Raw genomic sequence first — 12,534 nt, 5'->3', positions numbered from 1 at the left:
GTTGGGCTTTGATCAACAAACGCGGGCGGCGGCAAATGGCGGTAGGGATTTTCGATAGCGGGCTTGGTGGGTTGACGGTTCTGGATGCGGTGCACGAGCGGCTTCCGGATCTGCCCTTGGTGTATCTCGGCGATAATGCCCATGCGCCTTACGGGGTGCGCGACGCCGATGACGTTTATGACCTGACCACCAAGGCGGTGGATCGGTTGTTTCAGGCGGGCTGTGACCTTGTGATCCTTGCGTGCAACACCGCCTCGGCGGCGGCGCTGCGGCGGATGCAGGAATCCTGGGTGCCCGCCGACAAGCGCGTGCTTGGCGTCTTTGTACCGCTGATCGAGGCGCTGACCGAACGGCAATGGGGCGACAATTCTCCGCCCCGCGAAGTGGCCGTGAAACATGTGGCGCTTTTTGCCACCCCCGCAACCGTCAGCAGCCGCGCGTTTCAGCGCGAGTTGGCGTTCCGCGCGATTGGTGTCGATGTCGAGGCGCAGGCCTGTGGCGGCGTTGTCGATGCAATCGAGGAGGGCGACATGATCCTCGCCGAGGCCCTTGTGCGCAGCCATGTGGATGCGCTGAGCCGCAAGATGCCAGAGCCGGAGGCGGCGATTTTGGGCTGTACCCATTATCCGCTTATGCAGGATACGTTTCAGGATGCGCTCGGGCCAAATGTGGCGGTCTACAGCCAGGCCAATCTCGTGGCCGAAAGCCTTGCCGACTATCTTATCCGTCACCCCAAAATGGTGGGGCCGGGCGAGGTGTCAAAGTTTCTGACCACGGGCGATCCGAAACGGGTCTCGTCGCGGGCCACGCAATTCCTGCGACGACAGATCACCTTTGAGGCCGCCTGAGCAAGGCCGACTGTTAGGGCGGACGAGCATTTGGCCGCATTGCGAGGTCGCGTGAAACGATCTACTTCTTCCATTGAGATTTGAAAGCGAGGTCACCCATGACCCATAAGATCGCCATTCTTGGCGCCAGCGGCTATACCGGGGCAGAGCTTGTCCGGCTGATCGCGACCCATCCCAGCATGGAAATCGCCGCCCTCGGCGCGAATTCCAAGGCGGGCCAATCCATGGCCGAGGTGTTTCCGCATCTGCGTCACCTTGATCTGCCGGATATGGTGACCATCGAACAGATTGATTTTTCGACCATCGATCTGTGCTTTTGCGCGCTGCCGCACAAGACCAGCCAAGAGGTCATCAGCGCCCTGCCGCGCGACCTCAAGATCGTCGATCTGAGCGCCGATTTCCGGCTGCGCGATCCGGCGGAGTATGAAAAATGGTACGGCAACCCGCATGCCGCCGTCGAGCTTCAGAAAGAGGCGGTCTATGGGCTGACCGAATTTTACCGGGACGAGATCGCGGGCGCGCGGCTTGTGGCGGGCACGGGATGTAACGCGGCGACGGGGCAATATATCCTGCGGCCATTGATTTCGGCCGGGGTGATTGATCTTGATGAAATCGTTCTCGATCTCAAATGCGCGGTGTCCGGCGCGGGGCGCGCGCTTAAGGAAAACCTGCTGCATGCAGAGCTCTCCGAGGGCTATCACGCCTATGCGGTCGGCGGCACGCATCGCCATCTGGGCGAGTTTGATCAGGAGTTTTCGGCGATCGCCGGGCGCCCGGTTCATATTCAGTTCACCCCGCATCTTATCCCGGCAAACCGCGGGATTCTCGCCACCGGCTATGTGCGGGGCGAGGCGCAGGTGATCCATGACATGCTCGCAGCCGCCTATCAGGGCGAGCCGTTCCTCACCGTACTGCCGATGGGCGAGGCGCCCAGCACCCGCCACATCCGGGGCAGCAACTTTTGCCATATCGGCGTGGTCGCGGATCGCATTGCGGGCCGGGTGATCGTGATTGCGGCGCTCGACAATCTGACCAAGGGATCAAGCGGTCAGGCCTTGCAAAATGCGAATCTGATGTTAGGTGAGCAAGAGACTGCGGGGCTCATGCTGGCCCCGGTCTTTCCGTAAATCAGGGATAGAGCCATGAAATCTCTCAAGAAAAAGCGCCGCATTCAGGTTGTTGCCATTGCTGCGGTTGCCCTTTTGGCGGCGACGGCATTGATTGGCTATGGCATGCGCGACGGTATCAACTTTTTCCGCGCGCCGACGCAGGTCTTGGCAGAACCGCCCGGCCCCAATGAAGTGTTTCGCATTGGCGGACTTGTCGAAGACGGCAGCCTCAAGCGCGGCGAGGGCGAGGTGATCAGCTTCAACGTGACCGATGGCAATGGCATCGTTCCGGTGACCTATCGCGGCGTGCTGCCTGATCTTTTCGAGGAAAACCAAGGCATGGTTGGCACCGGAAGCTATCGCGACGGGGTGTTCGAGGCCTCTGAAATCCTCGCCAAACACGACGAAAGCTATATGCCCAAAGAGGTGGTTGATGCCCTCAAGGCGCAAGGCGTCTACAAGGACCCGAACGGTAGCTAAGAGCGCTGTTAACCAAACATGGCCCAGCCTTCTGCACGAGATGTGCAAAAGGTGGGGCTCATGCAGACAGTCACAGAAATCGCAGCAGAAATCGTCGCCCGCGAGGGCGGCTATGTCAACGATCCCGATGATCCGGGGGGTGCCACCAAGTTTGGCGTGACCATCCACACGATGCGTCGCCTCGGGTTGGACCTGACCCATGACGGGGTGGTGGATGCGGGCGACGTGCGCGCGCTGAGCCGCGAAGACGCGATCAGGATATTCATTGATCACTACTATCACCAGCCCGGTATCGCGCGCCTTCCGGACACGCTTCAGGCCAGCGTTTTTGACATGTATGTCAACGCGGGTGCCAACGCGGTGAAAATCCTGCAGCGGCTTTTGCGTGAAATGGGGCAGGAGGTGGATATCGACGGATTGATCGGTCCGCAGACCGTGAGCGCGGCCGAGGCCGCAACCCGCACCGCGCCCGATCATATCGCCGATGCTTATGGTATCGCGCGGCGCAATTACTATTTCCGCCTTGTCGATGGCCGCCCCGCAAGCCGCAAGTTCGCGCGCACGCGCGCAGGCGGCAAAGGCGGCTGGATCAGGCGGGCGGAAGAGTTCATCGCGCCCCGGTTTCATCTTAGCACGGCAGAGTTCAACGCACGGGTGGCAGCATGGTAATTGATATTTTGAGGGCGCTGTTTGGCGGCGGCACCAACGTCGTGCGCGAAACCGCAGAGGTGTTTCGCGTCAACGCCGAGGCCGCCGATCAGCGCAGCACAGAAACACAGCGGGCCGCGCTTGAACAGATGGCGGGCGAATTCAAGATTCAGGATCGGGGCGGATTTGATCGCTTTATCGACGGGCTCAACCGGATTCCGCGCCCGGCGATGGCGCTTGGCACGCTTGGCCTTTTTGTGGCGGCGATGGTCGATCCGCTCTGGTTTGGCGAGCGCATGACGGGGCTGTCGCTTGTGCCCGAACCGCTCTGGTGGCTTTTGGGGGCAATCGTCAGCTTTTATTTCGGCGCCCGCTATCAGACCAAGGGGCAGGAATTTCAGAGCTCGATCGCCACGACCATCGCACGCGCGCCGCAGGTGGCCGAAACCATCACCGCCCTGCGGCAGTTGCGCGCCGATAGCCCCGGCATGGCCGAAACCCGGCCCGATGCGCCGCTAAGCCTTGCGGCCTTGGCCCCGGCCGACAATCCCGCGCTTGAAGATTGGCGCCGCCGCCGCGCCTAGGCCCCCGCGACAATGTGAACACTGCGCGCGCGCGATTACGATTGGCCCGCGCGCAGGCCTGCCCTATACTCAAGGCATGATTACAGAACTCGGACATTTCGCCCTTATCCTCGCCTTTCTGGTGGCCTGCTTTCAGGCGACCATTCCGCTTATTGGCGCCTATAAACGATGGCCCGGCTGGATGGCCGTTGCCGAACCTGCCGCAACGATCCAACTCTTGCTGACCGGCGTGGCCTTTGGCGCGCTGATGTGGGCCTTTGTGACCTCTGATTTCTCGCTGCGACTGGTGGTTCTGAATAGCCATACCGCCAAGCCGATGCTTTACAAGATCACCGGGGTCTGGGGCAATCACGAGGGTTCGATGCTGCTTTGGGTGCTGATCGTGGCGCTGTTCGGGGCGTCCGTCGCATGGTTCGGAAGCAACCTTCCCCCAAGTCTCAAGGCGCGCGTCCTGTCGGTGCAGGCGATGATCGGCGTGGCGTTTTTCGCCTTTATTCTGCTGACATCAAACCCGTTTTTGCGCATGGCCGTTCCGCCGTTTGACGGCAATGACCTTAATCCGCTGTTGCAGGATCCGGGTTTGGCGTTTCATCCGCCGTTCCTTTATCTCGGCTATGTCGGCCTTTCGATGACGTTTTCCTTTGCCGTCGCCGCCCTGATTGAGGGGCGCGTCGATGCGGCCTGGGGTCGATGGGTGCGGCCCTATACGCTGGCGGCCTGGGTGTTCCTGACCATCGGCATCGGACTTGGAAGCTGGTGGGCCTATTACGAGCTGGGCTGGGGCGGGTTCTGGTTCTGGGACCCGGTTGAGAACGCAAGCTTCATGCCCTGGCTTATTGCCGCCGCCTTGTTGCATTCCGCCATCGTGGTGGAAAAGCGCGAAAGCCTGAAAAGCTGGACCATCCTGCTGGCGATCATCGCCTTCGGGTTCTCGATGGTTGGCGCCTTCATCACCCGCTCTGGCGTTTTGACATCGGTGCATGCCTTTGCCACCGACCCCGAGCGTGGCGTGTTCCTTTTGGCGATCCTCGCGGTCTTCATGGCGGGCGCACTGACGCTGTTTGCGGCGCGGGCCAACGTGATGCAGGCCAAGGGCGTCTTTAGCCTTGTAAGCCGCGAATCGATGCTGCTGCTCAACAATATCCTGCTGGCGGTCGCGGCCTTTGTGGTCTTTGTTGGCACGATCTGGCCGCTGGTGGCCGAGATGGCGTTTGATCGCAAACTCTCGGTCGGCGAGCCGTTTTTCAACATGGCCTTCACGCCCTTCATGGTGCTCTTGGGGCTGGTCCTTCCGGTCGGCGCGATGATGTCATGGAAGCGCGCCACCCTTGGCCGCGTCTTGCGACAGTTGCGCGGGGTGTTTGCCCTTGCCGTCGCCATCGCCGCCTTGGCCTGGACCATGCAGAGCGGCAAATCGGCGCTTGGGCCGGTGGGTCTGTTCTTTGCCGCATGGCTTATCGGCGGCTCGGCGGTTGATATCTGGTCACGCACCGGGCGTGGTGCCGTGGGCGAGCGGTTGCGCCGCATGACGCGGCTGCCGCGCGCCGATTGGGGCAAGTCGGTGGCCCATGCGGGCCTTGGCGTGACCATGGCCGGGATTGCCGCGATGATGGCTTGGCAGGTCGAGGATATTCGCGTGCTCAAGGTCGGCGAAGACCTTGAAATCGCGGGTTTCGGTCTTCGGCTTGATAAGGTGGAGCGGCTGAACGGCCCTAACTACATCGCCACAAAGGCCACCTTCACCTTAAGCGAAGAGGGCCGTGAAATCGCCACCATGTACCCGGAAAAACGCAACTATCCCGTGGCCCAGATGCCGACCACCGAGGCGGCTCTGAACAACGGCTTTTTGCGCGATATCTACGTGGTGATCGGTGATCCGCAACAGGGCGGGGGCTGGGCCGTGCGCAGCTATTACAAGCCGCTGGCGAACTGGATCTGGGGTGGCGCTTTGCTGATGGCCTTTGGCGGACTTTTGTCGCTCACGGACCGGCGTTACCGCGTGGCGGCGGGCGCACGACGCGCACCTGCAACCGGGGTGCCTGCGGAATGAAACGGCTGATCCTTGTGCTTTGCCTGATGGCCGCGCCGCTTTGGGCGGTGCAACCCGATGAGATGCTGGATGATCCGGCGCTTGAGGCGCGGGCGCGCGATATTTCGTCCGGCCTGCGCTGTCTGGTCTGTCGCAACGAAAGCATCGACGATTCCCACGCCGAGCTTGCCCGCGACCTCCGCCTTCTGGTGCGCGAACGCCTTGTGGCCGGGGACAGCAACGAGGAAACCGTTGATTTCATCGTCGAGCGTTACGGCGAATATGTCCTGCTCAAGCCGCGCGCCGGCGGGGCGAATATCCTGCTCTGGCTGGCCGGGCCGTTGATGCTCGGGGCCGGGTTGATCCTTGGCGGCATTTATTTGCGCCGCCGCTCAACCACGCCGGAGACCGATGTGGCACAGCTGAGCGAGGCCGAGGAAGACCGGCTGCGTGAAATCCTCAAAGAGTGACGCTCGGTTTTGCTTGGCGCGGGGCCTGTGCTGCGCTTTGATGCGCCTGACCATTTATGCCGGAGGCGGGACCCGTGAAAGACTATCAGACCATCACCCTTGAGATCGACGCAGACGTCGCAACCCTGCGCCTGAACCGGCCCGACAAGATGAACGCGCTCAACACGCTCATGCGCGCCGAGATCACCGATGCCGTCACCTACGGCGGGCGCAATGCGCGCGTCCTGGTGCTGACCGGCAATGGTAAGGCGTTCTGCTCGGGCCAGGATCTGAGCGATGGTGGCAATGCCACGGCGCTTGATCTTGAGCGGGTGCTGCGCGACGAATACGTGCCGATGCTGCGCGCGATCACCGACTGCCCGGTGCCGACCATCAGCGCGGTCAACGGGCCGGCGGCGGGAGCAGGGGCCAACCTTGCGCTTACGGCCGATGTGGTGATCGCCTCTGAGCGCGCCTATTTCCTTCAGGCCTTTACCCGCATCGGCCTTATCCCGGATGCGGGCGGCACCTATTTCCTGCCGCGTCAGATGGGCACCGCCAAGGCCATGGGCGCCGCCCTCTTTGCCGAACCGATCAGCGCGCAACAGGCCAGCGATTGGGGCATGATCTGGGAGGCGGTGGCAGATGACGCCTTTGACGCCCACTGGCAGGCCCGCGCCGCGCATCTGGCGCAGGGCCCGACCCAGACCTATGGCCATGTCAAAGCCGCCATTCGCGGCAGCTGGGACAATTCCATGGACGCTCAGCTTGACCTTGAGGCGAAACTGCAGGGCGCCTGCGGGCAATCGCGCGACTTCAAAGAGGGTGTGATGGCCTTTCTGGAAAAGCGCCCGGCGCAATTCGAAGGGCGTTAACCCCCGCGACAGGAGCCTGAATGGAGACGCTGACTTACGCAGCTCTGGCGATCCTGAGCCTGACCGTGATCGGGGTCTGGCCCGCGCGTAAATTCTTTGAGGTGCTCGAGGCCAAAAGCGAAATGCGCGCGCAGTCGCCAAGCCTTCTGCGCACCCTTCGCGGCTGGTCCATTGTCGCAATCTGGGTGGTTCTGACCGCCTATTGCGGCAGTTTCTTTGGCGATTGGGCCAAGACCGGCGATCTTGACGGGGCGAGCGAACGGATGATGGCGCGCGGACGGATCGTGATCGAGGCGGTTGCGATGATCGCGGCGTCGGATAAATGACCGTCCCGACCCGCATAGCGGACCGTTTCGACGCGGTTCAGGCGGCGCTGCTCTGTTCGGTCTGTGGCGGTCAGCGGCACTATGTGCCCGAGATCGGCGGCCTGCGCTGTGACAGCTGCGGCACCGAAAGCGCGATCTCCGATGAGGCCCACCCCGATCCGCGCCTTGAACAGGCCTATGACCCAAGCGATTGGGAAGCCGAGCCGCCCGAGGTTGACCACGCGCATCGCTGCGAGACCTGCGGCGGCGAGGTTGTCTTTGTCGGGCGCGCCGTCTCGGAGCGGTGCCCCTATTGCGACGGGGCTGTGGTCCTGTTCGGCGGGCATGCGCATTTCGTGCCCTCGGGGCTTATCCCGTTTGGAAATTCGCGGAATCAGGTCATGGACAAGATGGCCGCTTGGCTGCATGGCCGATGGGCCGCCCCGTCAGACCTTGCCACGCGGGCCCAGGACGGGCATCTGGCGGCGGTTTATGCGCCGTTCTGGACATTCGATGCCAGCAAGGCGATTGACTATACCGGGGCCAAGCGATCGGGCCGTGGCAAGAATGCGCGTTCGACAATGGTGTCGGGCCATCTTTTCATGAACTTTGATGATGTGATCATCGCCGCCTCGGATCATGTGACGCCCGCCCTGCGCGACGGGATCATGCATGGGTTCGACCCCAACTGGCTTCGCCCCTATCGGCCGGAATACCTTGCCGGTTTCGCCGCAGAGCTGCATGGCACGCGGGTCTCGGAGGGGCTTACCGCGCTAAGGCGGGACTTAAAGGTAAAGATCGAAAAGCGCATCCGCGATAAGATTGGCGGTAACGTCAATCAGGTTACCTATCGGGCGCAAACGTCGGACATACGGTTTCGCCGGGTGCTCTTGCCGCTCTGGATTTTGCATTACCACTATGGCGGCAAACCCAAGCGCATTGTCGTGTCGGGCATCGACGGGCGCTGTTTTGGCGAGCGACCCTATTCCTTTGGCAAACTTCTGGCCTATTCCGCTGCGGTGGTCCTGGGCGCGTTTGTGCTTGGCGCGGTGATCGGCGCAGGGTTGGCGCCGGGCTAGGGCAGAAGGCAAAAACGCCCCGCGCGCTGACGCAGGGCGTTCTGTTGCAGACCGTTGATCAGGCGGCGGTGTCGACAATCGTCGGTGGCCGCTCGATCAGGGTGATGTCGCTGGCGCTCAGCGTCGCGCCGGCGCCGTTGACCACGGCCACCTCTTGCCCATCGACGCTGACCACCGTGTTGCCGGCCGCATCGGGGGCGACACTAACTACGGGGGCGGTATCACCGGTCGGCGTGTAGACATAGGAGATCATCTCAACCGCCGGGTCATAGTCGGTGATCGTCGCGCTGCTGCCCTCAGGGGACCAATCACCAAGCACGAACTCATCCAAGCCAGGCCCGCCGGTGGCGACATCATTGCCGCCAAGCAGAAAAAGCTCATCGCCACTGCCGCCAAGCAGGGTGTCATCGCCATCCTGATCCTGACCCGCGTCGGGCAGGCCGAAAGCATCGGTTTCTGTAACCGTTTCTTGAGAAGTCAGGCCCCGCGCGATCAGCTCGTCAACGGTTTCATTGCCGATCCCGATATTGACCCCGATGACAATGTCATCACCTGCGTTGCCCTGAACAAGGTCATTCGCCGCGCCGCCAATCACGATGTCATCGCCCGGACCGCCAAAGATGGTGTCGTTCACATTGCCGCCTGCGACGATGTCATCGCCAGCACCGGCAAAAACCTGATCGCTGCCACCGCTTGCGGCAATCACGTCATCGCCCTCGAAGGCGGAAATCCGGTCACCCTGCAAAAGGCCGGTGATACTATCGTTTCCGGAGGTGCCGCCGATGACGTTGCGGTCATCACCGGCGGGCGCCGTATCGTCGCCGCCTGCAACGCTGTCATCCCCGCCGGGCGCGGTATCGTCGCCACCCGCAGTGCTGTCATCGTCTACCGGTATCGTATCATCACCCGAGGCGCTATCGTCTGGCGCAGGTGTCGAGTTGTCGTCGTTGTCGTCAATTTCATCAATAATAAACGCACCAAGTGTGATGCTGGCCAATAGGCCAAGCAAAATCATTCCATACATTTCAAGTCCCCCCAGACTCGTTAAACACACGCGGATTTCAATAACATCCGTTAACTTATTGTTAACCTTTGCGCAGAATCCTGGTAATGAAAACAAACGTCCTTCACTGCAACCTGCGATGGCAGGCACAACAATGTGGCGCAACAATACCTGATCGCTAAGGGTATTGTTTCTATGTGGTAAACAGAGCCAAGGCGGGAGCTGGCACAAAAAAAGGCCCGAGCCTGAGGCTCGGACCTATCTGTCACCTAGTAGATCAGGCGTTAGCGATTCTCGATATCCACATAGTCGCGCAGGGTCTCGCCCTTATAAAGCTGACGCGGGCGACCGATCTTGAGTTGCGGGTCGCCGATCATTTCCTTCCACTGCGAAATCCAGCCAACCGTGCGCGACAGCGCAAAGATCGGGGTGAACATCGAGGTCGGAAAGCCCATCGCTTCAAGAATGATGCCGGAGTAGAAATCGACATTCGGGAACAGCTTCTTCTCCGAGAAATACGGATCGGCAAGGGCGGCTTTCTCAAGCTCCTTGGCGACCTGAAGGATCGGGTTGTCTTCCACCCCGAGCAGATCAAGAACCTCGTCCGCCGATTGCTTCATGACTTTGGCGCGCGGATCAAAGTTCTTGTAAACCCGGTGACCAAAGCCCATCAGGCGGAAGGGATCATTCTTGTCCTTCGCGCGGGCGATGAACTCCGGGATGCGGTCGGGCGTGCCGATCTCCTGAAGCATCTCAAGGCAGGCCTGGTTGGCGCCACCATGGGCCGGGCCCCAGAGACAGGCAATACCCGCTGCGATACAGGCAAACGGGTTCGCCCCCGAGCTTGACGCAAGCCGCACGGTCGAGGTCGAGGCGTTCTGCTCGTGATCGGCATGCAGCGTAAAGATCCGGTCCATGGCGCGCGCCAGAATCGGGTTCACTTCGTAATTCTCAGCCGGCACGGCAAAGCACATGCGCAGGAAGTTCGACGCATAATCCAGATCGTTGCGCGGATACTCGAACGGCTGGCCAATGGTATACTTATAGGCCATCGCCGCAATCGTCGGCATCTTTGCAATCATCCGGATCGAGGCGACTTCGCGCTGCCAGGGATCATTGATATCGGTGCTGTCATGGTAAAAGGCCGACATCGCGCCAACCACGCCCACCATGATCGCCATAGGATGAGCATCGCGGCGGAAGCCACGGAAAAGATACATCATTTGCTCGTGAATCATGGTGTGGCCGGTGACCCGGCCTTCAAAATCCTCAAGCTGTGCAGGGCTCGGCAACTCGCCGTAAAGCAAGAGATAGCAGACTTCGAGGTAGTGCGATTTCTCGGCCAGCTGATCAATCGGATAGCCGCGGTGCAAAAGCTCGCCCTTGTCGCCGTCGATAAAGGTGATCGTGCTGTCGCAGGACGCGGTCGAGGTAAAGCCGGGATCATAGGTGAACACGCCCGCCCGTGCGTAGAGCTTGCGGATGTCGATCACATCGGGGCCCGCCGTCGGCGAGAAAATAGGAAGCTCATAGGTCTTGCCGTCAACCTCTAGCTTCGCGGATCGTGTGCCTTCTGCCATCAGGGTTCTCCCTCTCAACGTCCGCGTAGCCTGCGGCCCGGGGACTGGATAAACGTAAAAGCCTTGCCAGAGGGTTAAGACCCACCAGAGGCTGCGTCGGTCAGCCGGGCGATACTTTCGTCGCGCCCGAGAACCAGCATCATGTCGAACACGCTGGGTGTCGCACTGCGCCCCGCAAGCGCCGCCCGAAGCGGGCCGGCCAGCTTGCCGAACTTCGTTCCATGGTCTTCGGCGAATTGGTTTGCCAAAGCTTCCAGATCGTCTCGCTTCCACCTAGCATTTTGCAACTGCGGCGTCAATTCGCTCAGTATACCACGGGATACAGAATCGAGATGCGCTGCGGCTTTCTCGTCTGGTTGAATGGGGCGGTCAACCATTATAAATTGCGCCTTATCAAGCAGTTCCGGGAAGGTCTTCGCGCGTTCTTTGAGGCAATACATAGCTTCGGAAAACAGCGCCAGTTTTTCCGCACTCAGGGCCGGTTGACCGGTTACAGCCAGGAATTCACTCAATTCATGCAGCACTGCAGCATCGGGCATGGCCGCAATATGCTGGCCACAGAGATTCTCCAGCTTCTTGAAATCGAGCCGCGCCGGGGCCTTGCCAATTCCCTCAAGTTCAAACCAGGCCTTGGCCTGCTCATCGCTAAAGAATTCGTCATCGCCATGGCCCCAGCCAAGCCGCGCCAGGTAGTTGCGAATCCCCGCCGCCGGATAGCCCATCTTCTGGTATTCCTCGACCCCAAGCGCGCCATGGCGTTTGCTCAGTTTCTTGCCATCCGGCCCGTGGATCAGCGGGATATGCGCATAGACCGGGAGCGGCCAGCCCATCGCCGTATATATCATCATCTGGCGCGCGGCATTGTTGAGGTGGTCATCGCCACGGATCACGTGTGTGACGCCCATGTCATGGTCGTCGACGGCCACGGCAAGCATGTAGACCGGGTTACCATCGCCGCGCAAAAGCACCATGTCGTCCAGCTGATCATTGCGAATGGTCACATCGCCCTGAACCTTGTCGTGGATCACGGTGCTGCCCTCGCGCGGGGCCTTGATGCGGATCACATAGGGCGCGTCTTTGGGGTGCATGTCGGGGCTCGCGTCGCGCCAGGGGCTTTGAAACAGGGTGGATTTGCCCTCGGCGCGGGCGGTGTCGCGAAAGGTCTGGATTTCATCCTGAGTCGCGTAACATTTATAGGCCTTGTCGGCCGCCAGCATCTCAAGCGCCACGGCGCGGTGGCGATCGGCGCGCTCGAACTGGCTTATGACATCGCCATCGTGGTCAAGCCCAAGCCAGGCAAGCCCGTCAAGAATGGCCTGCGTCGCCTCGGGGGTCGAGCGCGCGCGATCGGTATCCTCGATCCGAAGCAAGAACTTGCCGCCATGACCGCGCGCAAACAGCCAGTTGAAAAGCGCCGTGCGCGCACCACCGATATGAAGATAGCCGGTGGGCGAAGGGGCAAAACGGGTCACGACCTGTTGGGACATGGGCAAGATTAACCTTTCGGTAACGATGAGGGGGCTAGCGTTGGGGTCTGTCTATCGG

General features: G+C 61.0%; 13 protein-coding genes. 10 read left to right on the top strand and 3 right to left on the bottom strand.

Annotated features, from left to right (window positions below; all coding sequences use genetic code 11):
• The first annotated feature begins 35 nt into the window (after positions 1 to 35).
• The 10 genes from ROG8370_RS02595 to ROG8370_RS02550 all read left to right on the top strand — a co-directional run bounded on the left by ROG8370_RS02595 (position 36) and on the right by ROG8370_RS02550 (position 8,406).
• Complete coding sequence (locus ROG8370_RS02595; RefSeq protein WP_085825625.1) at positions 36 to 848, top strand: glutamate racemase; 813 nt, start codon at positions 36 to 38, stop codon at positions 846 to 848.
• A gap of 98 nt (positions 849 to 946) precedes the next feature.
• Entirely contained in the window at positions 947 to 1,975 is a 1,029-nt protein-coding gene (argC, locus tag ROG8370_RS02590; protein WP_085825520.1) for an N-acetyl-gamma-glutamyl-phosphate reductase, read from the top strand.
• Positions 1,976 to 1,990: 15 nt separating this feature from the next.
• Positions 1,991 to 2,437: a cytochrome c maturation protein CcmE gene (gene ccmE / locus ROG8370_RS02585; RefSeq protein ID WP_085825519.1), complete on the top strand. Its 447-nt coding sequence runs from the start codon at positions 1,991 to 1,993 to the stop codon at positions 2,435 to 2,437.
• Between the two features lie 60 nt (positions 2,438 to 2,497).
• Complete coding sequence (locus ROG8370_RS02580) at positions 2,498 to 3,106, top strand: holin-associated N-acetylmuramidase (RefSeq protein ID WP_085825624.1); 609 nt, start codon at positions 2,498 to 2,500, stop codon at positions 3,104 to 3,106.
• Positions 3,100 to 3,669: a holin family protein gene (locus ROG8370_RS02575; protein WP_085825518.1), complete on the top strand. Its 570-nt coding sequence runs from the start codon at positions 3,100 to 3,102 to the stop codon at positions 3,667 to 3,669. The genes ROG8370_RS02580 and ROG8370_RS02575 overlap by 7 nt, the downstream gene beginning before the upstream one ends.
• 76 nt (positions 3,670 to 3,745) lie before the next feature.
• Positions 3,746 to 5,719 (top strand): heme lyase CcmF/NrfE family subunit, encoded by a 1,974-nt coding sequence (locus ROG8370_RS02570; RefSeq protein WP_085825623.1) that lies wholly within the window; start codon positions 3,746 to 3,748, stop codon positions 5,717 to 5,719.
• Positions 5,716 to 6,168 (top strand): cytochrome c-type biogenesis protein, encoded by a 453-nt coding sequence (locus ROG8370_RS02565; protein ID WP_085825517.1) that lies wholly within the window; start codon positions 5,716 to 5,718, stop codon positions 6,166 to 6,168. The genes ROG8370_RS02570 and ROG8370_RS02565 overlap by 4 nt, the downstream gene beginning before the upstream one ends.
• A gap of 74 nt (positions 6,169 to 6,242) precedes the next feature.
• Positions 6,243 to 7,022: an enoyl-CoA hydratase-related protein gene (locus ROG8370_RS02560; protein ID WP_370738321.1), complete on the top strand. Its 780-nt coding sequence runs from the start codon at positions 6,243 to 6,245 to the stop codon at positions 7,020 to 7,022.
• A 20-nt stretch (positions 7,023 to 7,042) separates the two neighbouring features.
• Positions 7,043 to 7,348 carry a hypothetical protein gene (locus ROG8370_RS02555; protein ID WP_085825515.1) on the top strand — a complete coding sequence of 102 codons (306 nt, stop codon included), beginning with the start codon at positions 7,043 to 7,045 and terminating at the stop codon, positions 7,346 to 7,348.
• A complete protein-coding gene (locus tag ROG8370_RS02550) occupies positions 7,345 to 8,406 on the top strand; it encodes a hypothetical protein (protein ID WP_085825514.1) in 1,062 nt (353 codons plus the stop codon). The genes ROG8370_RS02555 and ROG8370_RS02550 overlap by 4 nt, the downstream gene beginning before the upstream one ends.
• Positions 8,407 to 8,464: 58 nt before the next feature.
• Here the strand turns inward: ROG8370_RS02550 and ROG8370_RS02545 are convergent, their stop codons facing one another.
• The 3 genes from ROG8370_RS02545 to gltX form a co-directional block, all read right to left on the bottom strand.
• The gene (locus ROG8370_RS02545; RefSeq protein ID WP_085825513.1) at positions 8,465 to 9,430 is read right to left on the bottom strand and encodes a calcium-binding protein; all 966 of its coding nucleotides are present in this window, start codon (positions 9,428 to 9,430) and stop codon (positions 8,465 to 8,467) included.
• Between the two features lie 263 nt (positions 9,431 to 9,693).
• Positions 9,694 to 10,989 (bottom strand): citrate synthase, encoded by a 1,296-nt coding sequence (gene gltA / locus ROG8370_RS02540; protein ID WP_085825512.1) that lies wholly within the window; start codon positions 10,987 to 10,989, stop codon positions 9,694 to 9,696.
• 74 nt (positions 10,990 to 11,063) lie between these two features.
• Positions 11,064 to 12,476 carry a glutamate--tRNA ligase gene (gltX, locus tag ROG8370_RS02535; RefSeq protein ID WP_085825511.1) on the bottom strand — a complete coding sequence of 471 codons (1,413 nt, stop codon included), beginning with the start codon at positions 12,474 to 12,476 and terminating at the stop codon, positions 11,064 to 11,066.
• Between the last annotated feature and the right edge of the window lie 58 nt (positions 12,477 to 12,534).

The sequence above is a fragment of the Roseovarius gaetbuli genome, assembly GCF_900172365.1.
GTDB classification, from domain to species: Bacteria; Pseudomonadota; Alphaproteobacteria; order Rhodobacterales; family Rhodobacteraceae; genus Roseovarius; species Roseovarius gaetbuli.
The sequence above is the reverse complement of the archived record's forward strand: the minus strand, read 5'-3'. Positions and strand labels throughout refer to the sequence as shown.

Coding starts and splice junctions, on each gene's coding strand:
- ROG8370_RS02595 (WP_085825625.1), top strand. CDS start 36: ATGGCGGTAGGGATTTTCGATAGCGGGCTTGGTGGGTTGACGGTTCTG.
- argC (WP_085825520.1), top strand. CDS start 947: ATGACCCATAAGATCGCCATTCTTGGCGCCAGCGGCTATACCGGGGCA.
- ccmE (WP_085825519.1), top strand. CDS start 1,991: ATGAAATCTCTCAAGAAAAAGCGCCGCATTCAGGTTGTTGCCATTGCT.
- ROG8370_RS02580 (WP_085825624.1), top strand. CDS start 2,498: ATGCAGACAGTCACAGAAATCGCAGCAGAAATCGTCGCCCGCGAGGGC.
- ROG8370_RS02575 (WP_085825518.1), top strand. CDS start 3,100: ATGGTAATTGATATTTTGAGGGCGCTGTTTGGCGGCGGCACCAACGTC.
- ROG8370_RS02570 (WP_085825623.1), top strand. CDS start 3,746: ATGATTACAGAACTCGGACATTTCGCCCTTATCCTCGCCTTTCTGGTG.
- ROG8370_RS02565 (WP_085825517.1), top strand. CDS start 5,716: ATGAAACGGCTGATCCTTGTGCTTTGCCTGATGGCCGCGCCGCTTTGG.
- ROG8370_RS02555 (WP_085825515.1), top strand. CDS start 7,043: ATGGAGACGCTGACTTACGCAGCTCTGGCGATCCTGAGCCTGACCGTG.
- ROG8370_RS02550 (WP_085825514.1), top strand. CDS start 7,345: ATGACCGTCCCGACCCGCATAGCGGACCGTTTCGACGCGGTTCAGGCG.
- ROG8370_RS02545 (WP_085825513.1), bottom strand. CDS start 9,430: ATGTATGGAATGATTTTGCTTGGCCTATTGGCCAGCATCACACTTGGT.
- gltA (WP_085825512.1), bottom strand. CDS start 10,989: ATGGCAGAAGGCACACGATCCGCGAAGCTAGAGGTTGACGGCAAGACC.
- gltX (WP_085825511.1), bottom strand. CDS start 12,476: ATGTCCCAACAGGTCGTGACCCGTTTTGCCCCTTCGCCCACCGGCTAT.